Origin of the sequence: Alcaligenes sp. SMD-FA (assembly GCF_025960365.1) — a bacterium.
Lineage (GTDB): Bacteria > Pseudomonadota > Gammaproteobacteria > Burkholderiales > Burkholderiaceae_B > Alcaligenes > Alcaligenes aquatilis.
In genome coordinates, this window is the sequence record NZ_CP110108.1 from 1,614,125 (window position 1) to 1,638,090 (window position 23,966).

At 55.3% G+C, this 23,966-nt stretch carries 20 protein-coding genes; 11 read left to right on the forward strand and 9 right to left on the reverse strand.

What is annotated here, in order from left to right; translation table 11 throughout:
• Positions 1 to 98 precede the first annotated feature (98 nt).
• Positions 99 to 2,564, forward strand: a complete 2,466-nt coding sequence (gene lon, locus OKX01_RS07460) for an endopeptidase La (protein ID WP_094196421.1) — start codon at positions 99 to 101, stop codon at positions 2,562 to 2,564.
• Between the two features lie 459 nt (positions 2,565 to 3,023).
• Here lon and lexA read toward each other — a convergent pair whose 3' ends face one another.
• From lexA to OKX01_RS07475, 3 genes are all read right to left on the reverse strand, one after another.
• Positions 3,024 to 3,683 (reverse strand): transcriptional repressor LexA, encoded by a 660-nt coding sequence (lexA, locus tag OKX01_RS07465; RefSeq protein ID WP_108727327.1) that lies wholly within the window; start codon positions 3,681 to 3,683, stop codon positions 3,024 to 3,026.
• Between the two features lie 107 nt (positions 3,684 to 3,790).
• Positions 3,791 to 4,351: a GNAT family N-acetyltransferase gene (locus tag OKX01_RS07470; RefSeq protein ID WP_094196423.1), complete on the reverse strand. Its 561-nt coding sequence runs from the start codon at positions 4,349 to 4,351 to the stop codon at positions 3,791 to 3,793.
• A 71-nt stretch (positions 4,352 to 4,422) separates the two neighbouring features.
• Entirely contained in the window at positions 4,423 to 5,625 is a 1,203-nt protein-coding gene (locus OKX01_RS07475) for an aromatic amino acid transaminase (RefSeq protein WP_094196424.1), read from the reverse strand.
• Between the two features lie 84 nt (positions 5,626 to 5,709).
• On the opposite strand from OKX01_RS07475, the gene uvrB reads away from it, so the two are divergent.
• The 7 genes from uvrB to OKX01_RS07510 all read left to right on the forward strand — a co-directional run bounded on the left by uvrB (position 5,710) and on the right by OKX01_RS07510 (position 12,164).
• Positions 5,710 to 7,731 carry an excinuclease ABC subunit UvrB gene (gene uvrB / locus OKX01_RS07480; protein ID WP_264672710.1) on the forward strand — a complete coding sequence of 674 codons (2,022 nt, stop codon included), beginning with the start codon at positions 5,710 to 5,712 and terminating at the stop codon, positions 7,729 to 7,731.
• Positions 7,732 to 8,183: 452 nt separating this feature from the next.
• On the forward strand, positions 8,184 to 8,675 hold the full coding sequence (locus OKX01_RS07485; protein WP_264672869.1) for a low molecular weight protein-tyrosine-phosphatase: 492 nt from the start codon (positions 8,184 to 8,186) through the stop codon (positions 8,673 to 8,675).
• A 142-nt stretch (positions 8,676 to 8,817) separates the two neighbouring features.
• On the forward strand, positions 8,818 to 9,294 hold the full coding sequence (gene iscR / locus OKX01_RS07490; protein WP_021446710.1) for a Fe-S cluster assembly transcriptional regulator IscR: 477 nt from the start codon (positions 8,818 to 8,820) through the stop codon (positions 9,292 to 9,294).
• Positions 9,295 to 9,328: 34 nt separating this feature from the next.
• Entirely contained in the window at positions 9,329 to 10,522 is a 1,194-nt protein-coding gene (locus OKX01_RS07495; protein ID WP_264672711.1) for an IscS subfamily cysteine desulfurase, read from the forward strand.
• Positions 10,519 to 10,902: an iron-sulfur cluster assembly scaffold protein gene (locus OKX01_RS07500; RefSeq protein ID WP_264672712.1), complete on the forward strand. Its 384-nt coding sequence runs from the start codon at positions 10,519 to 10,521 to the stop codon at positions 10,900 to 10,902. Before OKX01_RS07495 ends, OKX01_RS07500 begins: the two co-directional genes overlap by 4 nt.
• Positions 10,903 to 10,955: 53 nt before the next feature.
• Positions 10,956 to 11,279 carry a HesB/IscA family protein gene (locus tag OKX01_RS07505; RefSeq protein ID WP_094196429.1) on the forward strand — a complete coding sequence of 108 codons (324 nt, stop codon included), beginning with the start codon at positions 10,956 to 10,958 and terminating at the stop codon, positions 11,277 to 11,279.
• A gap of 6 nt (positions 11,280 to 11,285) precedes the next feature.
• Positions 11,286 to 12,164 (forward strand): methylglyoxal synthase, encoded by an 879-nt coding sequence (locus OKX01_RS07510; RefSeq protein ID WP_264672713.1) that lies wholly within the window; start codon positions 11,286 to 11,288, stop codon positions 12,162 to 12,164.
• Between the two features lie 438 nt (positions 12,165 to 12,602).
• Here OKX01_RS07510 and lysS read toward each other — a convergent pair whose 3' ends face one another.
• The 5 genes from lysS to infA form a co-directional block, all read right to left on the reverse strand.
• The gene (gene lysS / locus OKX01_RS07515) at positions 12,603 to 14,126 is read right to left on the reverse strand and encodes a lysine--tRNA ligase (RefSeq protein WP_264672714.1); all 1,524 of its coding nucleotides are present in this window, start codon (positions 14,124 to 14,126) and stop codon (positions 12,603 to 12,605) included.
• Positions 14,127 to 14,137: 11 nt separating this feature from the next.
• Complete coding sequence (locus OKX01_RS07520) at positions 14,138 to 14,875, reverse strand: SDR family NAD(P)-dependent oxidoreductase (protein WP_264672715.1); 738 nt, start codon at positions 14,873 to 14,875, stop codon at positions 14,138 to 14,140.
• Between the two features lies 1 nt (position 14,876).
• Positions 14,877 to 15,981, reverse strand: a protein-coding gene (gene prfB, locus OKX01_RS07525) for a peptide chain release factor 2 (RefSeq protein ID WP_123049043.1) whose coding sequence is annotated in 2 segments (ribosomal slippage) — positions 14,877 to 15,899 and positions 15,901 to 15,981 — 1,104 coding nt in all. Because the reading frame shifts where the segments join, the coding sequence is not laid out codon by codon here.
• A gap of 111 nt (positions 15,982 to 16,092) precedes the next feature.
• Positions 16,093 to 17,802: a methyl-accepting chemotaxis protein gene (locus OKX01_RS07530; RefSeq protein ID WP_264672716.1), complete on the reverse strand. Its 1,710-nt coding sequence runs from the start codon at positions 17,800 to 17,802 to the stop codon at positions 16,093 to 16,095.
• Between the two features lie 111 nt (positions 17,803 to 17,913).
• Entirely contained in the window at positions 17,914 to 18,186 is a 273-nt protein-coding gene (gene infA, locus OKX01_RS07535) for a translation initiation factor IF-1 (protein ID WP_264672717.1), read from the reverse strand.
• Between the two features lie 694 nt (positions 18,187 to 18,880).
• Here infA and OKX01_RS07540 point away from each other — a divergent pair.
• Positions 18,881 to 19,792, forward strand: coding sequence for a DMT family transporter (locus tag OKX01_RS07540; RefSeq protein ID WP_094196434.1), 912 nt, complete (start codon positions 18,881 to 18,883; stop codon positions 19,790 to 19,792).
• A 112-nt stretch (positions 19,793 to 19,904) separates the two neighbouring features.
• On the opposite strand, the gene OKX01_RS07545 is transcribed toward OKX01_RS07540, so the two are convergent.
• Entirely contained in the window at positions 19,905 to 20,837 is a 933-nt protein-coding gene (locus tag OKX01_RS07545) for a bile acid:sodium symporter family protein (protein ID WP_094196435.1), read from the reverse strand.
• 347 nt (positions 20,838 to 21,184) lie between these two features.
• Here OKX01_RS07545 and OKX01_RS07550 point away from each other — a divergent pair, with 347 nt between their 5' ends.
• Both OKX01_RS07550 and OKX01_RS07555 read left to right on the forward strand, forming a co-directional pair.
• Positions 21,185 to 22,108, forward strand: coding sequence for a DMT family transporter (locus OKX01_RS07550; RefSeq protein ID WP_264672718.1), 924 nt, complete (start codon positions 21,185 to 21,187; stop codon positions 22,106 to 22,108).
• A gap of 149 nt (positions 22,109 to 22,257) precedes the next feature.
• Positions 22,258 to 23,961, forward strand: coding sequence for a ShlB/FhaC/HecB family hemolysin secretion/activation protein (locus tag OKX01_RS07555; protein ID WP_413544464.1), 1,704 nt, complete (start codon positions 22,258 to 22,260; stop codon positions 23,959 to 23,961).
• Positions 23,962 to 23,966: the final 5 nt, after the last annotated feature.

Consider the following 23,966-nt stretch of genomic DNA (forward strand, 5'->3'; position numbering starts at 1 on the left):
TATCAAAATTCGCCACAATCTGAGCTACAACAGGTTAAACCGTGAAAGGGAAGCCCAGGCTTCCCTTTTGCGTCTAAGGACATTTATAGGAAATGACTATGTCTGCGAGCCAGATTCTTTCTACGGAACCTATTGAGCTGCCGCTGCTTCCCTTGCGCGATGTAGTGGTGTTCCCTCACATGGTGATTCCGCTTTTTGTTGGTCGGCCTCGCTCGATAAAAGCCCTTGAGCTGGCGATGGAGTCCGGCAATAACATTATGTTGGTGGCGCAAAAGTCCGCAGGCAAGGACGATCCCGCTCCTGAGGATCTCTACGAAATTGCGTGTGCGGCCAGTATTTTGCAAATGCTCAAGTTGCCTGATGGCACCGTAAAAGTGCTGGTAGAGGGCTTGCAACGCGCTCGTATCACCCAGGTTCAGGATGCTGACACCCACTTTATGGCCTCGGTGGTTGAAGTGCCTGGCGATGCCGGTGATGCGGCTGAAACCGAAGCCTTGCGCCGCGCTGTGCTGGGTCAGTTCGAACAGTACGTCAAACTGAATAAAAAGATCCCTCAGGAAATTCTGACTTCCCTGACCGGGATCGATGACGCTGGCCGGCTGGCCGATACCATTGCTGCTCACTTGCCGTTGAAGCTGGAGCAAAAGCAGGGCATGCTGGAAACGCCCAAGGCCATGGAGCGTCTGGAAGGCTTGCTGTCGCAATTGGAAGGTGAAATCGACATTTTGCAGGTCGAAAAACGCATTCGCGGCCGTGTGAAAAAGCAGATGGAAAAGAGCCAGCGCGACTACTACCTGAACGAGCAGGTCAAGGCGATTCAGAAAGAGTTGGGCGAAGGCGAGGACGGTGCCGATGTCGAGGAACTGGAAAAGCGCATCGAGCAGGCTCAGCTAAGCAAAGAGGCGCTCAAGAAAGCTGAAGCTGAAATGAAGAAGCTCAAGCTGATGTCGCCCATGTCAGCTGAAGCCACGGTGGTGCGCAACTACATTGAAACGCTGGTTGGTCTGCCTTGGCGCAAAAAGAGCCGTATCAATAATTCCTTGAGCAATGCACAGGAAGTATTGGATGCGGACCATTTTGGTCTGGAGAAAGTCAAAGAGCGGATTGTTGAGTACCTGGCAGTTCAGCAACGTGTGGACAAATTGAAGGCTCCGATCCTGTGTTTGGTTGGCCCTCCAGGCGTGGGTAAAACTTCGCTGGGTCAGTCCATTGCCAAGGCAACGAACCGCAAGTTCATTCGCATGGCTTTGGGTGGCGTACGTGACGAGGCCGAGATCCGTGGTCACCGTCGTACCTATATTGGCTCTATGCCCGGCAAGGTTGTTCAGAACATGAGCAAGGTGGGTGTACGTAATCCGCTGTTCTTGCTGGACGAGATCGATAAGATGGGCGCGGATTTCCGTGGCGATCCTTCCTCGGCATTGCTGGAAGTTCTGGACCCTGAACAAAACCACACTTTCCAGGATCACTACCTGGAAGTGGACTACGACTTGTCCGACGTGATGTTCGTGGCAACCAGTAACACCCTGAATATTCCACCGGCCTTGCTCGATCGTATGGAAGTGATTCGTTTGTCTGGCTACACCGAAGACGAAAAAGTACGCATTGCTTTTGATTACCTCTTGCCCAAGCTGATGAAGAACAACGGTGTGCGTGCTGGTGAGCTGGAAGTCACCGAAGATGCTGTACGCGACATCGTGCGTTACTACACGCGTGAGGCGGGTGTACGCTCGCTGGAGCGTGAAATCAGCAAGATCTGCCGCAAGGTGGTTCGCAAGCTGCTGGTGGCCAATCCACAGGCTGGTACGCGTGCTGCCCGTAACAAGGCCCTGACACAGGAAACTCTGGTGGTCAATTCGGAGAACCTGAACGAGTACCTGGGTGTGCGTCGCTACTCCTTCGGCCTGGCCGAGAAGGAGAACAAGATTGGACAGGTGACCGGCCTGGCATGGACCGAGGTGGGTGGCGATCTGCTGACCATTGAAGTGGCCGATATGCCCGGTAAAGGCAATGTGTTACGCACCGGTTCGATTGGCGATGTGATGAAAGAGTCCGTTGAGGCGGCCCGCACAGTGGTGCGTTCGCGTGCCCAGAAATGGGGCATCCCCAACACGGTGTTCGAGAAGCGCGACCTGCATGTGCACTTTCCTGAAGGCGCTACGCCCAAGGATGGTCCATCGGCTGGTATCGCCATCACCACGGCTATTGTGTCCAGTCTGACGGGTATTCCGGTTCGCTCTGATGTGGCCATGACGGGTGAAATCACCTTGCGCGGCGAAGTTTTGCCTATTGGCGGCTTGAAAGAGAAGCTGTTGGCAGCGCAGCGCGGTGGCATCAAAACGGTGATGATTCCGGAGGAAAACGTCAAAGACTTGGCCGACATTCCAGATAACGTGAAGAACACGCTGGAGATCATTCCAGTGCGTTGGATTGATCGTGTATTAGAAGTGGCCCTGCAAGACGCCGTCACGCCTCTGAGCGACGAAGAGGTGGCTCGCCTGGCTGCTGAGGCTTTGGCCGCCACTCGTGCCGCAGGCACGGGCTCGGAGTCCTTCAAGCACTAAGCATCAGCAGTAGTAAGCAAGCAGTGAAACAGGCTACCTTGAACCCAAGGTAGCCTGTTTGCATTTTGGTCAGACTGATCGTGGCTTTGAGGTTAGCCATGTTGACAGCAGTGGGAGCCAGATCTTTGGGCAATGATATGAGGAAGGTGAGGGTCGCAAGCTTGCGCGAGAGGTTTACGGCTGCTCAACTCTTGCTGTAGGCATGTAGGCATGTAGGCATGTAGGCATGTGGGGGGGCCAGGTATGGCTGCCCCCACGATTGCAGCCATGACTGCAACTGCAGACATACCGTGATGGCCATAGTCAAAGCGCTTGTCGCCGTTAATCTGCTCAAACTTGTATAGCGGCATGCACTTTGACCAGTAAAAAAACCCCATGCACCAAACGGTATATGGGGTTTTTCTCTTATCAGGTGCACCAAGCTCATAAAACAGGCCTGATAGCCTAGAGAGACAAGGTTTAATGCAGCGGGCTGGTACGAATCAGGCCTACAGCAATACCTTCCAGGGACAGAGAGTCCGGGTCGGTAACGATGATGGGTTCAAAGTCCGCGTTCTCAGGTAAAAGGATGACCTGATTGCTGGAGCGCGACAGGCGCTTGACGGTGACATCATCACCAATGCGGACCACCACGATCTGCCCATTACGCGCTTCGCTAGCTTTTTTGACGGCCAGCAGATCGCCGTCAAAAATTCCGGCGTCTTTCATGCTCAGGCCGCGCACACGTAGCAGGTAATCAGGCGTTTGGGTGAACAGGGTAGGGGCAACACCAATTTCGCGCTCGATATGCTCAGTAGCCAGAATAGGGCTACCGGCAGCAACGCGGCCAATAATGGGCAGTAAGAGGGCGTCAGTCAGATTGGCCAATGGGCTGCTATTGGGCGCAGCATGGTCGCGTGTATCCGTGCCAAGCAGGCGTATGCCGCGCGAGGCACCGGCGGTTAGCTCGATCGCGCCTTTGCGGGCCAGAGCTTTCAAATGATCTTCGGCCGCATTGGCGGATTTGAAACCCAGCACTTGAGCAATTTCTGCGCGAGTGGGGGGGAAACCCGTCCGTTCGATTTCAGAACGGATAATGTCCAGCACTTGTTGCTGGCGTGCAGTGAGCTTGGCGGTCATAGTATTGTCTGCTGAATATATATACAGTAAAGATTGTGCGTTACAGTTGCCGTTTTTGCAAGCTTTGGGGACCTTAAAGGCTTAATTTTCGACCCTTCGAGGTCTGTTCAGGCAGATGGAGACCAGTCTTTGCGATCCTGCGTGTACAGCACGTGAGGGACAAGCTGGTGGCCCACAGGTACGCCAGGATGAGCAAAGGTGCCGGCTTGTTTTGTCATGCCCAGGCGTTGCATGACGGTTTGCGAAGGCCGGTTCAACTGAGCGGTGTACGCCACAATTTGCTCCAGGTCCAGTTCGTTAAAGGCAAAATCCATGCAGGCTCGGGCGGCTTCGGTGGCGTAGCCTTTGCCCCAGTATTCAGGCAGAAGACGCCAGAGCAGTTCTACGCAAGGCTGAAAGTAGAGCTCAGCAGTTGGGCGGTTCAAGCCGACCATACCGATGAAGGCCCCTTTTTCCTTCAGCTCCACAGCCCAGGGCCCCCAGCCATGTTCTTCGATCAGGCTTTGGCTGCGGTGGGCGATAGCATCGCTTTGTTCGCGGTCCAGGGTGGCCGGATAAAAGCGCAGCGCGTGGGGGTCGCTATTTAATCGGTAAAAGGGCTCGAGGTCGGTCGGTTTCCAGGGGCGCAGGATCAGGCGTTCGGTGTGCAGGGAAATAGCGTCTGTCATGGGGTACTCCAAGGTCCGGAACGACAACGCCCTTCCGAAGAAGGGCGTTGGAGGCGGTAAGGACGGCCAGCTTATTTCAGGACTTGAGCGATGGCTTTGGCCACGACATCAATGTTCTGGCTGTTGAGCGCAGCAACGCAGATACGGCCACTGCTGACGGCGTAAATGCCGTGTTCCTGGCGCAGGCGTTCTACTTGCTCGGCCGTCAGGCCGGAGTAGGAGAACATACCGCGCTGTTGCAGTACGAAGTCAAAGTTCTGGGTGGCACCATGTTCTTTCAGCTTGGCAACCAGTTGTGCACGCATGTCACGGATGCGATCACGCATGCCAGCCAGTTCGGTAGCCCAAGTCTGGAACAGCTCGGGTGAGCTCAGGACAGTGGCTACAACCTTGCCGCCGTGTGTTGGCGGGTTGGAATAGTTGGTGCGAATCACGCGCTTGACCTGGCTCAGCACGCGGGACGTTTCGTCCTTGCTGGACGTGACCAGTGTCAGGGCGCCGACGCGTTCGCCGTATAGCGAGAAGGATTTGGAGAAAGAAGAGCTGATGAACATGGACAGGCCCAGCTTGGCAAACAGGCGTACCACGCTGGCGTCTTCCTCCAGACCGGCACCAAAGCCTTGATAGGCGATGTCCAGGAAAGGAACCAGTTGACGCTCTTTGATCAGTTCGGCGATCTGGGCCCATTGTTCCATGCTGGGGTCCACGCCGGTGGGGTTGTGGCAGCACGCGTGCAAGACCACGATGGACTGGGCAGGCATGGCACGCAACGAAGCGATCATGCCCTCAAAGTTCAGGCCATGAGTGGTGGCATCGTAGTACGCGTAGGTGTTGACCTTGAAGCCGGCGCGCTCGAACAGAGCACGGTGGTTTTCCCAGCTTGGATCGCTGATGTAAACCTCGGACTGTGGCAGCAGTTGGTGCAGAAAGTCAGCACCGATTTTCAGTGCGCCGGTACCGCCCAGGGATTGCACCGTCAAGGCACGGCCTTCGGCAATAACGGGGGAGTCGGCGCCTAGCAACAGGGTTTGAGCACCCAGGTTGTAGGTATTGATACCTTCGATAGGCAGGTAGCTGCGTGCAGCGGCCTTGCTCATCAAGGCGTCTTCAGCTTGTTGAACAGCCTGCAAAATCGGGATACGCCCTTGATCGTCGTAATAAACACCGACTCCCAAATTAACTTTGCCGTTGCGTTCGTCGGCATTGTATTGTTCATTCAAACCCAAAATAGGGTCGCGTGGAGCCAGTTCGACGGTTTCGAAGAGCGATGTCATGATGATATGGGGGCGTTAGCGCAGAAAGGTAGAAAAACAAAGCATTAATGTGATAATACGGGCTTACCCTAAAGTGTGTCTAGCATGAAATTTGAGCCTGCCTTTCAAGAGTTTCCAGGGAGTTCCTTCAAGCTTTTCCAACCTTATTTGCCTGCTGGTGACCAGCCAGCGGCAATTGAGCAGTTGGTCGAGGGGATTGATGACGGCTTGATGTGCCAGACCCTGTTGGGGGTAACGGGCTCGGGCAAGACCTATACCATGGCGAACATTATTGCTCGGACAGGGCGTCCGGCCATTGTTCTGGCACCCAATAAAACCCTGGCCGCGCAACTGTACGCAGAGATGCGCGAGTTCTTCCCACGCAATGCCGTGGAATACTTCGTCTCTTATTACGATTACTACCAGCCCGAGGCCTATGTGCCATCGCGCGATCTGTTTATTGAAAAAGACTCGTCCATCAATGAACACATCGAGCAGATGCGTTTGTCGGCCACCAAAAGCCTGTTGGAGCGACCGGACACCATTATTGTGGGCACGGTCTCTTGCATCTACGGTATTGGTAATCCTGGCGACTACCATGCGATGGTGCTGACGCTACGCAAGGGCGACCGAATCGCTCGGCAGGAGCTGCTGGCCCGGCTGGTTGCCATGCAGTACGAGCGCAACGACCTGGACTTCCAGCGTGGTGTGTTTCGGGCCCGTGGCGAAGTGGTCGATATTTTCCCGGCGGAAAATGCCGAGCTGGCCTTGCGGGTCAGTCTGTTTGATGACGAACTGGAAGAGCTGGAACTGTTTGATCCGCTAACTGGCAAAGTGGTGCAGAAGCTGAACCGTTTTACTGTGTTCCCCAGTTCGCACTATGTGACCCCCCGTGAAACGGTGTTGCGGGCAATTGAAACCATCAAGCTGGAACTGCGTGAGCGTCTGGAATTTTTGACGCGGGAAGGGCATTTGGTCGAGGCCCAACGCCTGGAACAGCGCACTCGTTTTGATCTGGAAATGCTGCAGGAGCTGGGTTTTTGCAAAGGCATCGAGAACTATTCCCGCCACTTGTCAGGGGCGGCGCCCGGCGATCCGCCACCAACGCTGATTGATTACCTGCCGCGTAACTCCCTGATGTTTATTGATGAAAGCCACGTCACGATCGGGCAGTTGGGAGCGATGTACCGTGGTGACCGCTCGCGTAAAGAAACGCTGGTGCAATTCGGTTTCCGCCTGCCGTCGGCCATGGATAACCGGCCCTTGAAGCTGGAAGAGTTCGAGCGTCGCATGCCGCAAACCGTGTTCGTGTCGGCCACACCGGCTGCTTACGAGCAAGAACATGCCGACAACGTGGTCGAGCAAGTGGTGCGGCCTACCGGCCTGGTGGATCCCGAAATTGAAGTTCGTCCTGCCACCACCCAAGTCGATGATTTGCTGGGTGAAATCAAGTTGCGTACGGCGCAGCAAGATCGTGTGCTGGTGACAACGCTTACCAAGCGTATGTCCGAAGACTTGACGGATTACTTGTCCGAGAATGGCATCCGGGTGCGTTACTTGCATTCGGACATTGATACCGTGGAACGGGCCGAGATTATCCGTGATTTGCGCTTGGGCGTATTCGATGTGCTGGTCGGGATCAACTTGTTGCGCGAGGGCCTGGACTTGCCTGAAGTGTCTTTGGTGGCCATTCTCGATGCGGACAAGGAAGGCTTCCTGCGCTCCGAGCGCAGCCTGATTCAAACCATAGGTCGGGCAGCGCGTAATCTGAACGGTAAGGCCATTTTGTATGCCGACAGAATGACAGACTCCATGCGTCGCGCTATCGAGGAAACCGAGCGTCGTCGTGCCAAGCAGATCGCCTTTAACGAAGAGCATGGCATTACGCCGCGCGGCGTGAACAAGGCGGTACGCGAATTGATTGACGGCGTTGTGGCTTCGGATCCTACCGCCAGCTTGCGCGAGGACGTGCCAGAAGCCTTGATTCGCGACGAGAAGGCGGCAGCACGTGAGATCAAGCGTCTGGAAAAAGAGATGATGGATCACGCCCGTAACCTGGAGTTCGAACAAGCTGCGGCTGCGCGCGACAAGTTGCAAAGGCTCAAGGCCAAGTTGCTGATGGCGTGACGGCCCTTGGCCTAATGGCATCAGGCAAGGGCTTGCCCCTTGCAGTGTGCCTTGGGCAGGAGCGCAAACCTTCGCTTGGACCAGATGGGGCGTGTGTGTGTCGGTATCAGGCTTAACCCCTTCCTGGGAACGTGGAGCTTTTTCATCTTTGCTTGTTGCTGTTGTGTATTCGCAACTAGGCTTGGACGAAAAGACAGTAAAAGCACGGTTCCGCTACCGGCTTTCATCGCTCAGGTGTATTGCTTGATTTATCTCATCTCGTGAAGGCGCAGTATCCGCTAAGCAAAGGGTGCCGCGCCTTTGGTTTATTCCAAACTTCAAGCACCGGCGTACTGTTCTTATTTGCAGCCCCCAAACGATCCGGGTTTGCTGTCTTCAAAGCCGTTTCGGGAACCTGTTTGGGTCCTTGTTCTGTCTTGCCTTATTTGGGGTTTTCCCGCAGACTTTGACGCATTATGAGTAAGGTTCTGTTTGTCTGTACAGGGAATATTTGCCGCTCCCCCAGCGCCGAAGGTGTCTTGCGCCAACTGGTTGATCAAGCCAGTTTGTCGGAGGCTATTTTGGTGGATTCAGCTGCCACGCATGGCTTTCATGTTGGCGAGCATCCTGACACACGCGCACAGATAGCCGCTCGTAAACGCGGTTATGACATCTCTACCTATCAGGCCCGACAGGTCCAGCGCGACGACTTTCGCAACTTCGACCTTATCTTGAGTATGGACTGGGAAAACCACGCTGCCTTGCAGCAAATGTGTCCTCCCATGTACCGTCACAAGCTCATGTTGCTGATGCGCTTTGCCACTGATTACGAAGCGGCTACCGTGCCTGATCCTTATTATGGTGGCCAGGATGGCTTCAATAAGGTCATGGACTATATTGAGGATGCCTGCCAGGGCGTGTTCGAGTTGGTTCGCAAGCGCGTACCCAATTACCGTGCTGCCTGAGCGATTAAAATAACACTGCAGTATAAGTGTAAAAACACACGCTCAAGCACGGTAGTTTCCCCTGTATTTGCTATACTGGACCAAATTGGTCGGATTTGCCCTTGGCAATCCGGCCGCTTTCGCCTTTGGCAAGGAAACTATCATGCGTTTGACGACAAAAGGGCGTTTCGCCGTAACCGCGATGATCGATCTTGCGCTGCGCCAGCAAAGTGGACCGGTGACGCTCGCAGGCATCAGCCAGCGACAGGGTATCTCGCTTTCCTATCTTGAACAGTTGTTTGGCAAGTTGCGCCGTCACGAACTGGTCGATAGCGTGCGAGGTCCGGGTGGTGGTTATACGCTTGCGCGTCTGGCCCGCCATATCACCGTTGCTGACATTGTGTTTGCGGTCGATGAGCCCGTTGATGCTACCCAGTGTGGTGGCAAGGGTAATTGCAAGCAGGGCACAAATGGGCAGAAAGGCGAGTGCATGACTCACGAGCTTTGGGCGACGCTTAGTCGTAAAATGGTGGATTATCTGGACTCTGTCTCGCTACAGGACTTGGTTGATCAGCAGCGCCTGCGTCAGCTCAAGTTGGCCGCTCAGGAAGCTGGTCAGCCAGAAGAATGTACTTTGTAGTGGGCAGTCGCCGCTACTGACTCCGGAGTTTTGTATGAGTCGCGCTCAGCGTATTTATATGGATTATGCCGCCACCACACCGGTAGACCCGCGTGTGGCTGACAGCATGATTCCCTGGTTGACGGAACGATTTGGCAATCCCGCTTCCAGCAGTCATCCCTACGGGTGGGATGCGGAAGAGGCTGTGGATCAGGCGCGTCGTCAGGTTGCCTCGCTGATAGGGGCGGAGCCGCGTGAAATTGTCTGGACTTCCGGTGCGACCGAAGCCATCAATCTGGCCTTGAAGGGTGCCGCGCAGTTTTATCAGGCCAGGGGCCGCCATATTATTACCGTCCGTACGGAACATAAGGCTGTGCTCGATACCTGTCTGGCCTTGCAGGACGAGGGGTTTGAAGTCACCTTTCTGGATGTCCTGCCCAGTGGTCTGATCGATCCGCAGGTGTTTGAGCAAGCCATTCGTCCCGACACTATCCTGGCCTCGGTCATGCTGGTGAACAACGAAATTGGCGTGATTCAGGATGTTCAGGCTCTGGGTGCAATTTGTCGGGAGCACAAGGTGTTGTTCCATGTGGACGCCGCCCAGGCCACTGGCAAGGTGGCGATCAATCTGCAGGAATGGCCAGTCGATTTGATGTCCATGTCGGCGCACAAGACCTACGGGCCCAAAGGGCTAGGTGCCTTGTATATCCGTCGTAAACCGGCGGTGCGTCTGAAGGCGCAGATTCACGGCGGTGGCCACGAGCGCGGTTTTCGTTCCGGCACCTTGGCCACCCATCAAATCGTGGGCATGGGACGTGCGTTTGAATTGGCCGCCCAGGAAATGGACGCTGACAATCAGCGCATTGCCGCGCTGCGTGACCGACTGTGGGCTGGTTTGCAACAAATCCCAGATCTGTACTTGAACGGCACCTTGGATCAGCGTGTGCCACATAACCTGAACATCAGTGTGGATCACATCGAGGGGGAAGCCCTGATGATGGCTCTGACGGATCTGGCGGTGTCCAGTGGCTCGGCCTGTACCTCGGCCAGCCTGGAGCCGTCTTATGTATTGACGGCCCTGGGTCGCAGCGATCAGCTGGCACACAGTTCCTTGCGCTTGAGTCTGGGCCGTTTCACGACCGAGCAGGACATTGATGACACGATTGCCGCCATCTGTCGTGTGGTTGAACAATTGCGGGCCATCTCTCCCTTGTGGAGCGAGCCTGCTTCGGAGCAGTTCGCGCAATGATATATAGTGACGCTGTCATGGAAAATTTCCTGCGCCCGCGTCATGTGGGTGTCATGAACAGCAGTGATGCTGATGTAGGTACGGGAGAAGCAGGAAGTCACGAAACCGGGGCATTGATTCGTATCCAGCTCAAGGTATCGGAGCAGGGCCAGATTCAGGATAGCTGTTTCAAGGCTTATGGCTGTGGCTGTACCATCGCTGCCGCCTCATTTGCGGCGCAATGGCTGCAGGATCGCACTCTGGAGCAAGCGGCTCAGTTCTCGTCCACGGATGTGCAGCAAGCACTGGATTTGCCACCGGTCAAAGTGCATTGTGCTTTGTTGGCCCAGGAGGCGGTTCAGGCTGCCATTGCCTCGGTACAGAACAAAGGCGCGTTTTAGTTGTCCAAGCCTGAAGGCTAAATCTCCTTCAGGTTTATAGAAAGGAAAAGATCATGTCTATTTCTCTTACTCAGCCCGCCGCAGAACATATCCAGCGTCATTTAAAAAAACGCGGGGGCGGTTTGGGGCTACGTTTAGGTGTACGTCTGACCGGTTGCTCGGGTCTGGCTTACAAGCTGGATTTTGTTGATGAGCCGGTTCAAGGCGATCAGTTGTTTGAAGAGCACGGCGTTAAACTGTTTGTGGATCCCAAGAGCCTGCCCTTTATTGATGGCACGCGTCTGGATTATGGCCGCGATGGCCTCAATGAAGGTTTCAAATTCATCAATCCAAACGAGAAAGCCTCCTGCGGGTGTGGCGAATCGTTTACCGTGTAGGAACTCATGTCATTACGTTTCGGTTTGGCGGCCAATCAATTGCACCATGATTCGGCAGATGCGGCTTTGTTTCAGTGGTTGCGGCGCTCAGCCAGCGGTATTCGCGAGTTGGAAGTTGAGCTTTACACGGTGGGTCGTACCTGTAACGCCATTGAGCGTTCGGGCTTGTTGGAGGGGTATGGCGGCTTGGTTCGCTATCCCTATGGCCGTGATGGCGGTTTGATGAAGCTGGTAGCCCGAGTTACACAAAGTCCGGATGGCACGCCGCCTTTTGATGGGGCTATATACCTGATTGACCCGGTAGATCCTTCCTCCATTTTTCCGGAAGCATTGGCGCTCAAGCGTCAGTGCATTACGCATGGTCGTCCTTTTATCTCGACTCTGATGGGTGCGATTGAATGGATTGAAGTGGAGCGAGTCAGCCGTGGGCTGTGGCCCGATTCCAGCTGCAAACGTATTTTTGACTTTCCGAATCAAACCCTGGCCTTGATTGCGCACGATGCGCTCAAGGAGAAAATGGTTGAGTTCGTTGACCAGCATTTTGATTTGCTGTCCCGCTTTGGCCAACGCGTTGGAACAGGTACGACCAGTCGCTTGTTGAACGAACTGGCCTGGTCCAAAGGTTGGCCCAAGGAAACACCCTGGATTCAGTCTTATCTAAGCGGTCCTTTGGGCGGCGATGCGCAAATTGCCGAGCTGGTCCTTGAAAACCGTTGCCAGCGTGTGATCTTCTTCGAGGACCCGCATGTCGCACGCCAACACGAGGCCGATATCCAATTGCTGGAACGCGCGGTGCGTGTGGTGGCGGACAAGGCTTCGTGTTTTTCTTCGCCCGAAGTGGCCCATAAATGGGCGCAGGCGGTGATGCGCTTGCCGGTGGATTGATCGCACAGGGGCGTATTAGCGAGAACGAACCAGTAAGTTCGCACTATCAGCATAGGCGCTGCAAGATGGGTATAGTGCCTTGTACGGCAATTAAAAAGGACGCTTTTAAGCGTCCTTTTTGGTTTCTGCGTGATGTTTGCTGGACAAGTCTCCAGGCTATGTAAAAGTTGCTTGTAGTGGCTTGATTTATCGCGTGGACGAGATCAGCTTGATTAGCAGATGTGGGTTTCTTAGACTACGAGTCATGCTTTGCAAGCACCGCAATACAAGGTCGTCCGATGACGTGCTTGCAAGCCTGAATCACGATATTACAGCTGTGCTTCGTTCCCGCGAATTTGCTGCACCTGTATGCGCAGAATAGCTGCACAAAAGTGGTAGTAGGGATTCAGAACGAAAAACGCGCAGCTGAGGCCGCGCGTTTTTCTGTCTTGAGACTGATTAGTCTTCGCGACGCAGGTGCGGAAACAGGATCACGTCACGGATAGCCGGGCTATCAGTCAGCAACATGACCAGACGGTCGATACCAATACCACAGCCGCCAGTAGGGGGCATACCGTATTCCAGCGCACGGATATAGTCGGCGTCGTAGAACATGGCTTCTTCGTCACCAGCGTCCTTGGCTTGAACCTGAGCCTGGAAGCGAGCAGCTTGGTCTTCAGGGTCGTTCAGCTCCGAGAAGCCATTGGCAATTTCGCGGCCAGTGATGAACAGCTCAAAGCGCTCGGTAATGCCTTCCTGGGTGTCCGAGGCACGTGCCAGCGGCGACACTTCTACGGGGTAGTCCACGATGAAAGTGGGGTGCCACAGCTTGGACTCGGCAGTTTCTTCAAATAGAGCCAGTTGCAAGGCTCCCAGGCCGGCATCACGCAGTGGGGGCGAGTTCACGTCCACTTTCAGGCGAGCCAGTTCGGTACGCAGGAATTGGATGTCCTGCAGTTGTTCGATCTGATAGGACGGAGCGTACTTCATGATGGCGCCAGTAATGGTCAGGCGATCAAAAGGCAGGCTCAGATCCAGCTCGCGTTCCTGGTATTGCAAAGTAGCGGTACCTCGGGCGCTGATGGCGGCTTCGCGTATCAGGTTTTCCGTGAAGTCCATCAGCCACTGGTAATCCGTGTAGGCCGCGTAGAACTCCATCATGGTGAATTCAGGGTTGTGACGAGGACTGACGCCTTCGTTACGGAAGTTGCGGTTGATTTCGAACACGCGCTCGAAACCGCCCACGATCAAACGCTTCAGGTACAGCTCGGGAGCAATACGCAGGTACATTTCCATGTCCAGCGCATTGTGGTGCGTGATAAAGGGCTTGGCCGATGCGCCACCCGGGATGGGGTGCAGCATGGGCGTTTCCACTTCCAGGAAATCCGCCTGGGCCATGTGCTGACGCAGACTGCTCATGACCTTGCTGCGGGCCAGGAAGGTTTGTCGGGTGTCTTCACCCATGATCAGGTCTACGTAGCGTTGACGGTACTTTAATTCCTGGTCGGCCAGGCCGTGGAATTTATCGGGTAGGGGACGCAGGGACTTGGCCAGCAGGCGCACGCTGGAGGCGTGTACGGATAGCTCGCCCTTATTGGTTTTGAAGACCGTGCCTTCCACAGCCAGGATGTCACCGATATCCCAACCCTTGAATTCCGCGTAGCTGTCTTCGCCCAGTGCGGCCTTGTCCAGGTAGATCTGGATACGGCCGGACGTATCTTGCAGCGTGGCAAAGCTGGCTTTGCCCATGACACGCTTGAGCATCATGCGGCCAGCCACTTTCACGACTTTATGGCTTGCAGCCAGTGCCTCTTTGTCCTGCTCGCCGTATTGCTTGTGTAGCTCGGCAGCGTGGGCATCAGGGCGGAAATCGTTGGGGTAGGCGATGCCATTTTCGCGCAGGCGGTCCAGCTTGGAACGACGCTCGGCGATCAGGCGGTTTTCGTCTACGACGGGTGCGGAAGTGTCTAGCGATTCAGTCATTGTGTCAGTACTTATTCGTAGTGGCGGATGTCGTCCAGGACGTGCTGGCCAAACTCCGGGCTGTTCAGGTGGCGCAAAATTCGCTCGGCCGTATCGTCTGGGCTGCTTAGCTGACCTTGCTGGTGCAGGTCGATAAAGCGGCTCAGGTTCGGGAACTGATCGCGGGACTGGCTACGGATATGGCCTTGCATATCGGTATCGACCACGCCCGGAGCCAGAGAGCAAACGTCCAGCTCGGGATTTTCCAGTTTCAGGGTTTGCGTATAGAAGTCCAGTGCTGCCTTGCTGGAGCCATACACGGCCCAGCCCGAGACGGGCTTGCGGCCAGCACCCGAGGAGATATTGAGCACCTGGCGCTGGGCATCCTTGGGGGCGCCTTGCAAAAAGGCGGCGGTCAGGCTCATGACACTGGCGAGGTTCAATTGCAGCGCCTGTGTAATGGCCTGGGCATCGAGCAGGTGGCTGGCCTGCCCAACGGGATCAACCGTGCCCGCATTATTAATGAGGACGTAGCGTTGAGCCTGTGTTTGGCTGATCAAGGCCTGCAGAGCCTTGGCAGCCTGTTGTGCGCCTTCCGCGCTGGCCAGATCCACTTGCAGATGCTGATGTGCCCCTTGGGGCGCATCCAGTTGCAGTTCGCTGCGGGCCAGAGTGATCAACTGATGGCCAGCAGCCAGCGCCTGACGCGCCAGGGACAAGCCCAGACCGCGAGAGGCACCGCTTAGAACAGTCAGCGTGGAAGTGTGCATATTAAATCCCTTGTTTCAGGCTGGCTTGAATAAAGGCATCCAGGTCGCCATCCAGAATCTTCTGGGTATTGGAGCTTTCGTAGTTGGTACGCAAGTCCTTGATGCGGCTTTGGTCCAGCACGTAGGAACGGATCTGGTGGCCCCAACCCACATCGCTCTTGGAGTCTTCCAGCTTCTGCTGCTCGGCCATGCGGTTGCGCATTTCCAGCTCGTACAGACGCGACTTCAGCATTTGCATGGCTTCAGCACGGTTACGGTGCTGCGAGCGGTCGTTCTGACACTGCACCACAATGCCGCTGGGTTCGTGCGTAATACGAACGGCCGAGTCGGTTTTGTTAATGTGCTGACCACCGGCACCACTGGCGCGGTAGGTGTCGATACGCAAGTCGGCCGGATTGATTTCCACTTCAAAGGAATCATCGATTTCCGGGTAGACGAATACGCTGGTGAAAGACGTGTGGCGGCCATTGGAGGAGTCAAAGGGGCTTTTGCGAACCAGACGATGTACGCCGGTTTCAGTGCGCAAAAAGCCGTAGGCGTAATCGCCTTCAATCTTGATGGTGGCCGATTTGATACCGGCAACGTCACCGTCAGACTGTTCCAGGATTTCAGCCTTGAAGCCTTTGTGTTCGGCATAGCGCACATACATGCGCAGCAGCATGGAGGCCCAGTCCTGGGCTTCGGTACCACCCGCACCAGCCTGAATATCCATAAAGCAATTGAGCGGATCGGCAGGGTTGGAGAACATGCGGCGAAATTCCAGCTCTTCAATACGGCTGGCCATGGCGGCACAATCTTCTTCGATGGCGGCGATAGTGGCATCGTCATCGTCCATCGCGGCAAGCTCGAACAGGTCCTGCGAATCTTTCAAACCCGTGTGCAAGGCGTCCAGCACATGCACCACGTTTTCCAGACTTTTCTTTTCGCGGCCCAGATCCTGAGCGTGTTGAGGATCGTTCCAGACGTTGGGGTCCTCGAGTTCGGCATTGACTACGTGCAAACGATGCGCTTTGTCATCGTAGTCAAAGATACCTCCGTAAGGCATTTTCCCGCTCCGAATAATCGGCAAGGCGGGCTTCCAGTTGATTAAGTCGTTCCGATTCCATGATTCAGCGGCTTTCCTATATTTGAGGTGCCATCCGCGCCAGCCAGCAGGGCGGCGCGCGGCAAACTTCCGATTTTACCCTTATCGGAGGTCTATGGCACGTATTGGCCGCTCAGGAACTGGACATTGTGCAAGCAGCGGTGCGATAGGCGGACGCAGATCGATAGGAAGGTTGGTGTGAGACGGTGGGCAACGTGGGGGAAGAGGGCTCGGCAAGATCGCTATCCAGGCTGAAATGAGCCACCACCTGAGCCAGAAACGTCGTTTGTTCCAGTTGCTCCTGGGCCGTGTGGGCGCTGTGTTCAAGCAGTTGGCGGTTGGACTGACCTTGCTGGTCCAGACGCGTCATGGCCTGGTTTACGTATTCGATATGTGTCGCCTGATCCTGAGAGGCCTGGGCAATATCGGCCACAATACTGCGCATTTCATTGACTTTGTCTTGTGTGCTGGCCATGACCTGCGCCATTCCGCGTGCGGCCGCCGAGCTTTGTTCGGTTTGTTCGACCGAGCTGGATATCAAGGTGGAAATCTGTTGTAAAGCATCGGTGGAGCGCAAAGCCAGATTACGCACTTCAGCGGCAACCACCGCAAAGCCATGACCGTGCACGCCAGCACGGGCCGCTTCCACCGCCGCATTCAAGGCCAGGATATTGGTCTGGAAGGCAATGCTGCGGATCAGCTTGGTGATCTCGCTCATTTGGTTCGAGCTGTCGGCAATGGCGTTGATGGTATCGAGCAAGTTTTGGGCGGCCTGATTGCCCTGTGCGACCTGACTGGACGTGTCTTGAGCCAGATGGTCTGCCGTTTGGGCCTGTTTGGCGTTTTGTCTTACGGTATCGGCCAGTTGGTTCATGGTTTTGACAGTCTGGTTCAGCTCGGTGGACTGCTCCAAAATCTGTTCGCTCAGGTTTTGGCTGTCCAGCACAATCGTGTGCGAACCGTCGCGGATCAAGCCGGTTTGTTCGCGGATCTGATGTACGACGGTTTGCACTCCCTGCCCAATCCCGTTCAGGGCGCTTAGCAAGGTTCCGAACTCGTCGTGACGACGTACGTTGAGCTGGGCATTGAGTTTGCCCTGGGCCAGTTCCTTGGCCAGATTCGCCCCTTGATCCAAAGGTTGCTTGATAGAGCGATACAAGAGGCGCAGGGCAACGGTGCTGGCGATGAAGAACAAGGCCAGGGCCGCCAGTGCCAAGCTGAATGCCCGGTCGCTGCTGCGGCCTGCTAGATCCAGAGAGCTGTCCAGGCGCTCACTGAATTGGTGCTCGAACTGATCCAGCGTATTCGTGATTTGGGTAGAGGCTTGAATATACTGCTGGCTAAATACCAGCACTTTAGCCATCAAGGCATTGGGCAGAGCGATACGGATCGCGCCGTCGCCGTCTTCAAATTGGCCGCTGGCCGTTTGAATGGCTTCGGACTGAACCTGACTCAGGGCCAGAGTTTGTTCATAGGCAGAGCGCAGCAAATCCTGTTCAGCCGGTTCCAGTTCCAGATTCCCGAAACGGTCCAGCATTGCCAAGCTGACGCCGTCCTGATCCGGCTGGGCACCGGTAAACATCGCCAGCAGACGGCGGAAGTTATCCTGAAATTCAATTTGCTCGCTGGAGACAAAGGCGATGGCCTGACGGCTGAGCAATTCGCTGATGCGTTTGAAGTCTTTGCTAAGCGCCGTAGTTTGGTGGCGCTGGGCTTCCAGGTGCTTGCGTTGATCGATGCTGTTGCTCAGGTGCTGCAGGGCAATCAGCATCAGGACTAAAAACAGGCTCAGGGTTGCAAAGTAGGCGATAAAGCCGGTTTTGAGCGTCAGTAGTTTTTTCAAGGCGACTCCCACAAAGAGTGGGGCGCGTCCGAGCGCTGCTGGCTCTTGTCGCACCCCTGTCAGGCGCACCTATCTTTGCATCTGATTGTGACAGGGGTGTGGCGCTATGTCTTAACGACGATGGGGGGTACGGCGAGGGGCAGAGCTCGGGGCGCCAACACGTTTGGGCAAGTGGCGGAAAATGATGCGACCTTTGCTCAGGTCGTAGGGCGACATTTCCAGGGTGACGCTGTCGCCAGCCAGAATACGGATGTGGTGCTTGCGCATTTTGCCGCCCGTGTAGGCGATAACGGCGTGACCGTTGTCCAGGGTGACACGAAAGCGTGAGTCAGGCAGGATTTCGGTGACGGAACCTTGCATTTCAAGTAGCTCTTCTTTGGCCATAAATCGGGACTCCTTTAAAAATAATGATTCCCGTCTGGCCCTGCTGGGCGGGACGGGGACGGGCTTAGCAACCAGGCAGACCGACAAACCGTACAAGCGGTGTCTGGAGTCCAGCCTTGCACTAGGCCCATAAAAATTGGGGTGAATCTGTGTCTGTCAGAACGGTTGGGTTCCAGACAGGGTCGGGTTGATCAAATTGAAAACACGCCCGCCGTTCGTGGGAAGAACCGGCCAGGGCAGACAAGGTCTGCCTACCTGAAAAACGGGCAAAAACACGAGTACTTGCCAGGAACGTAGACCTGCATAACGACGCGCGGGACAGTCCCTTGCGGTTAAGAGTGCGGGTTGTGGTGCCAAGTAATGCACTTGGGGCGCTTGATCGGGTCAAGCTTTATTCCCAAAAGTGGGGGTGTTTCAAGGTCGATTTACCCTGGGTAGCTGCATCTGATGTTGTCAAAGCCAGACGAGCGTGGATGGGATGGGCCAATAAAACTCAATCAGCGCCATGACGTGACAATTGTATGATTATAAATAATATTTATGGATTGGTCAAAGATTGACCAGCCTACGTGGTCACAAGCAGGCGGGTAAAGGCGTAGAGGGCAGGGCATGCTTGCCTATATACTAGCCCCATCGTAGCGGCGCCGTGTTGACCTGAGCAGGGATCACACGCGCCGTTGCCGTTTTTTAGGACATGCTTGTGAGCACTCAGAAACTGACCCCTGGCACGACGGCTCTACTGGTTTTACCTACGATTTTGTGGGCCAGTAACGCCATCGTCGGACGCTTGATTCATGATCAGGTGCCGCCTATTACCCTGAATTTTTTTCGTTGGTTGGTGGCGTTCACCATCTTGCTTTTTGTGGGACGGCAAGTGCTGCGACGCGGCAGCAATTTGTGGGCCAACTGGAAACGCTACTCCATTTTGGGTTTGCTGGGCATAGGGATCTATAACGCTTTGCAATATCTGGCACTGCAAAGTTCCTCCCCCATTAACGTGACGCTGGTCAATGCCAGCTTGCCGTTCTGGATGCTGGTGATCGGCCGCCTGTTTTTCAAATCTACAGTCAATGGGCGGCAACTGGTCGGTGGTTTGATGTCTTTGCTGGGTGTGGTTCTGGTATTGACTCGCGCGGATTGGCAAGAGCTGATGGCCTTCCGTTTTGTGCCGGGCGATGTCTATATGGTGATCGCCACCATTGCCTGGGCGATCTATAGCTGGATGCTCAGTACGCGTCGCCATGAGGGTGTCATCGCACAGACATGGGCCACCGTCGTGATGGCGCAGGTGTTTTTTGGCTTGATCTGGTCCGGTGCATTTGCCGCCATGGAGTGGACATTCACGGACTGGCATATCGATTGGTCTTGGGGCTTACTGCTGGCTATTTTGTATGTGGGCACCGGTCCCGCCTTGATTGCCTTGCGCTGCTGGGGGGTGGCTGTCCAACGAGTCGGTGCCGCAACCGCCGGTTTTTTCGTGAACCTGATGCCGGTATTTGCGGCCTTGATGTCCGTTTTTATTCTGGGCGATACCCCCAAGCTTTACCACGGCGCGGCGTTCCTTCTGATTGTGGGCGGAATTTATGTATCGTCACGTAAAAGCTAAGGCCTGAGAGCACCTGGTATTGGGGGGCTCCAGCGAAAAAAGGACGCCCGGTAGAGCGTCCTTTTTTACTTTGTAGGCTCGGGTTCAAGTTCTTGAACGTGCCAGCAGAGGGTTACTTGCCATTACCCATGCGGCGGAAAATCGTCGCGACCAAAGGACCGGAAATATTGTGCCAGACACTGAAAATGGCGCTGGGCACGGCGGCCAGAGGCGAGAAGTGGGCACTGGCTAGAGCTACGCCTAGACCGGAATTTTGCATGCCTACTTCAATTGCCAGGGTTTTGCGTTGTGGCAACGGCATGCCGCTCAGGCGGGCCAGTACATAGCCCAGTATGTAGCCTAGGGTGTTATGCACGACAACGACCGAAAATACCAGCAGGCCGCTGGTCGCAATCTTGGCCTGGTTGCCGGCTACAACCGCAGCTACGATAGCCACAATTGCCACGACAGAGACCAGGGGCAGAGCAGCCACGCCCGCTTTGATTTTTTCGCCCAGCAGGGACTGCACAATAACACCCAGGGCAATGGGCAGAATCACGACCTGAACAATGGACCAGAACATGGCCGAGGCGCTGACCTCCAGCCATTGGCTGGCCAGCATGTAAATCAGGGCGGGGGTGACGATAGGCGCCAGCAAAGTGGAGACCGAGGTAATGGCAACCGACAGGGCCAGGTCACCACGTGCCAGGAAGGTCATTACGTTAGATGAGGTCCCGCCAGGGCAGCAGCCAACCAGAATGACGCCAATCGCTAATTCGGGCGGCAAGGAAAACGCATAGGCCAGGGACCAGGCCAAGACGGGCATGATGAGGAATTGACCCAGAACACCCACAGCCACTCGGCCCGGGCGTACGAACACCTCAGCGAAGTCCTGGCGCGATAAAGTCAGCCCCATACCGAACATGATGATGCCCAGAAGTGGAACAATATAAGCGCCTAACCAGCGGTAGTGGTCGGGAAAGTAAAAGGCCAAAATGGCAAACAGTAGAACCCAGATGGCAAAGGTATTGCCAACAAAACGGCTCAGGCGGGCGATAGCCTGCATGATGAAATATCCTTCAAGGAGCACGGCAGGCCGGTAGGCCGGCGTGGTGCGGATTAGTCTGTTATGGGGAGCAGCATGGGGCGGGCCAGGTGTAGACCGTCCATCGCAGACCTGCTTAAGGACTGGCGATACGACTTTCCGGTAGGGTGGGATAAAGCGCTGGCAGCACGGGGCTGTACGGGCAGATCTGGGTAAGGTCAGTTGTACAGGGGGTGGTGGGCGAAACGGGCAACATGGCAGGCCATGTTTTTTTATCCTGGAAGGCCGGGCTCGAGCGTATTGTAGACCCTGGTCACCAGGGTATTTTGATTAGCTTGCTTGCAAATGTGTGTATTGGGAGAAGGTGGGTGAATAGAGCGGGATCACGTCTGGCGGCTTACGCCTGTTTGGCCTTGTCCATGTCTTTGGTAGGCAGTTATATCGCCTTGACTCGGCCCTTGGTGACGGCACTGCCGGTGTTCTTGTTGGCTTGGTTGCGCTTTGGGATTGGTGGGTTAGCGATGCTGCGCTGGCTACGTAAACCCGCGAATGAACCCACGTTGGATTTGCGCACCCGTGGCTTGATCTTTCTGGAGTCTTTCCTGGGCAATTTTCTGTTCACCCTGTGCATGGTGACGGGTATCAGCATGACCAGCGCGGTGTCGGCAGGCGTGATCTTGTCAGCTATCCCCGGCATGGTGGCCTTGTTTAGTTGGTATTTTCTGAAAGAAAGCATAGGCCCGCGTACGTGGGCATCGCTGGCCCTGGGTATGGGCGGTATTGCCTTGCTCGCTTTGGTGCAGGCTGATGACCACGGTGTGGATCAACTGGATCCGGGGAAAATGTGGTTGGGTAATGCACTGATTTTTTGTGCTGTCTTGTGCGAATCAGCCTATGCCGTCATTGGCAAGCGTTTGACCGCTGTGCTTAGCCCCAAGCGTATCAGCGCCATTATCAATCTGTGCAGTCTGGCCCTGATTACGCCGCTAGGCTTATACGCCGCCTGGGATTTTGATTTCACAGCACCGGCAGGCTGGATCTGGCCTTTGCTGGTGTTTTATTCCCTGGCCGCCAGTGTCTGGACGGTGTGGCTGTGGATGACGGGTGTGCGTTCCGTGCCTGCTTCGCAAGCCGCCGTATTTATGGTTTTGATGCCTTTAGGCACGGCGGCAGTGGGTGTGCTGGTGCTGGGCGAGAGCTTTACCACCGTGCATGTATACGCTTTCATCCTGGCTTTGGCGGGCTTGGTGCTCGCGACTTTGCCGCAGCGTTCAGAAGCCAGATTGGCCTGATGGCTAGCCACTCAAATTGTCCTTATTCGTAAGTATTTCTACAGGGTATTACTGTCGCGCCCATCATTTGTTTACTTGGGTATCATTAGCCCCGCCAGTTTCCTGGTATTAGAAAAAAATATTGATGCTTACGAAAAGGGATATGGGTGATGAGGGGCACGGTTTGGCCCAAGAGGTGGCCTTTGCTGGTTTTGTTTGCGCCGTTTGTTCCTGCATTGGCGCAGACACAAAATGGAATGGCGCAAGAGTTGTTGCGACAGCAGGAACGGGAACGTGTCCTGCGTGAGCAGCAAGAAAGCGTGCCCGATATACGTTTGCCGCCTGTGCAAATTCCCGCTCCTGAGCAATTGCCTGACAAGGAAAGTCCTTGTTTTCCTATTTCACAGATCTGGCTGGAGGGGGATCAGTCCCAGCGTTTTACCTGGGCATTGAGGGCAGCCGACCCTGCTCATGATCCGGCTACAGGGCGGTGCCTGGGCACGGACGGGATCAACGTCGTTATGTCCCGTATCCAGAATGCGATTATCGCACGTGGGTATGTCACAACGCGTGTGTTGGCGCCTGCACAAGATTTGCGCACGGGCCAGCTTCGCTTAACGCTGGTGTCTGGTCGTGTGCGTGACGTGCATTTTACCGAAGAAACATCCTTGAAAGCGACGGCCTGGAACGCGGTTCCTATCCGACGGGGCGATTTGCTCAATTTGCGTGATATCGAACAGGCTTTGGAGAATTTCAAGCGTGTTCCGACCGTAGAGGCAGATATTCAAATTGTTCCCGCTGAAGGCGATGATGCCCGGCCGGGCGATAGTGATTTGGTCATCGCCTGGCAGCAACGCTCGCCGCCAATCCGCTTATCGGCCCATTTAGATGACTCGGGCAGTAAGGCAACGGGCAAGCTGCAAGGGGGGGTGACGGTCTCGCTGGATGATTTGTTGATGTTAAACGATTTGTTTTACGTCAACCTTAACTACGATCTGTTCAGCAGTCGGGGCAAAGGTAACCGGGCACAGACGCTTCATTACAGTGTGCCCTATGGCTACTGGACGCTGGGCGCGACCGTAAGCAGCTATAACTATCATCAAACGATTGCGGGCTACAACCAAGGCTACGTGTATAGCGGTACCAGTGACAATGCAGAGCTGCGTTTGTCACGTTTGGTTTACCGGGACGCGACACGAAAAACAGCCCTTTTCGGCCGAGCCTGGACGCGTCGCTCGAGTAACTTTATTGACGATGTGGAGATCGAGGTTCAGAACCGTCGCACGGGTGGCTGGGAGCTGGGGGTGACCCATCGTGAGTATCTGGGTAACAGTACCTTGGATGCGAGTGTGGCTTATCGCCGTGGCACGGGAGCCTTTAAAGCGAAAAGTGCGCCTGAGGAGCCCTTTGGAGAAGGCACTTCACGGATGAAGTTGATTACTGCCGATGTGCAGTTGATGGTGCCGTTCTCGCTGGGGACTGAGCGCGCCCGCTACATCAGTAGTTGGCGAGCGCAATGGAATCGTACGCCTCTGGTCCCGCAGGATCGCTTCTCTATTGGTGGCCGTTACTCGGTGCGTGGCTTTGATGGTGAGCTGATGCTCATGGGTGAGCGTGGCTGGGTCTGGCGCAATGAAATCGGTGTATCAGTGGGGGCAGGCCAGGAACTGTACCTGGGTGCCGATTATGGTCATGTGGGTGGGCCGTCCACGCGCTGGCTTCAGGGGCGCAACTTAGTGGGTTCGGTGATTGGGCTGCGAGGAGGGGCCAAGGGGTTTTACTGGGATCTGTATGCCGGTGTGCCTCTTTATAAGCCCGAAGGATTTAAGACCGATTCGGTCACGACGGGCTTTACCCTGAGCTGGTCCTACTGAACTGA

Bases quoted from the DNA above. Each gene is read 5' to 3' on its own strand.
- lon (WP_094196421.1), top strand. From the start codon at position 99: ATGTCTGCGAGCCAGATTCTTTCTACGGAACCTATTGAGCTGCCGCTG.
- lexA (WP_108727327.1), bottom strand. From the start codon at position 3,683: ATGACCGCCAAGCTCACTGCACGCCAGCAACAAGTGCTGGACATTATC.
- OKX01_RS07470 (WP_094196423.1), bottom strand. From the start codon at position 4,351: ATGACAGACGCTATTTCCCTGCACACCGAACGCCTGATCCTGCGCCCC.
- OKX01_RS07475 (WP_094196424.1), bottom strand. From the start codon at position 5,625: ATGACATCGCTCTTCGAAACCGTCGAACTGGCTCCACGCGACCCTATT.
- uvrB (WP_264672710.1), top strand. From the start codon at position 5,710: ATGAAATTTGAGCCTGCCTTTCAAGAGTTTCCAGGGAGTTCCTTCAAG.
- iscR (WP_021446710.1), top strand. From the start codon at position 8,818: ATGCGTTTGACGACAAAAGGGCGTTTCGCCGTAACCGCGATGATCGAT.
- OKX01_RS07495 (WP_264672711.1), top strand. From the start codon at position 9,329: ATGAGTCGCGCTCAGCGTATTTATATGGATTATGCCGCCACCACACCG.
- OKX01_RS07500 (WP_264672712.1), top strand. From the start codon at position 10,519: ATGATATATAGTGACGCTGTCATGGAAAATTTCCTGCGCCCGCGTCAT.
- OKX01_RS07505 (WP_094196429.1), top strand. From the start codon at position 10,956: ATGTCTATTTCTCTTACTCAGCCCGCCGCAGAACATATCCAGCGTCAT.
- OKX01_RS07510 (WP_264672713.1), top strand. From the start codon at position 11,286: ATGTCATTACGTTTCGGTTTGGCGGCCAATCAATTGCACCATGATTCG.
- lysS (WP_264672714.1), bottom strand. From the start codon at position 14,126: ATGACTGAATCGCTAGACACTTCCGCACCCGTCGTAGACGAAAACCGC.
- OKX01_RS07520 (WP_264672715.1), bottom strand. From the start codon at position 14,875: ATGCACACTTCCACGCTGACTGTTCTAAGCGGTGCCTCTCGCGGTCTG.
- infA (WP_264672717.1), bottom strand. From the start codon at position 18,186: ATGGCCAAAGAAGAGCTACTTGAAATGCAAGGTTCCGTCACCGAAATC.
- OKX01_RS07540 (WP_094196434.1), top strand. From the start codon at position 18,881: ATGCTTGTGAGCACTCAGAAACTGACCCCTGGCACGACGGCTCTACTG.
- OKX01_RS07545 (WP_094196435.1), bottom strand. From the start codon at position 20,837: ATGCAGGCTATCGCCCGCCTGAGCCGTTTTGTTGGCAATACCTTTGCC.
- OKX01_RS07555 (WP_413544464.1), top strand. From the start codon at position 22,258: ATGAGGGGCACGGTTTGGCCCAAGAGGTGGCCTTTGCTGGTTTTGTTT.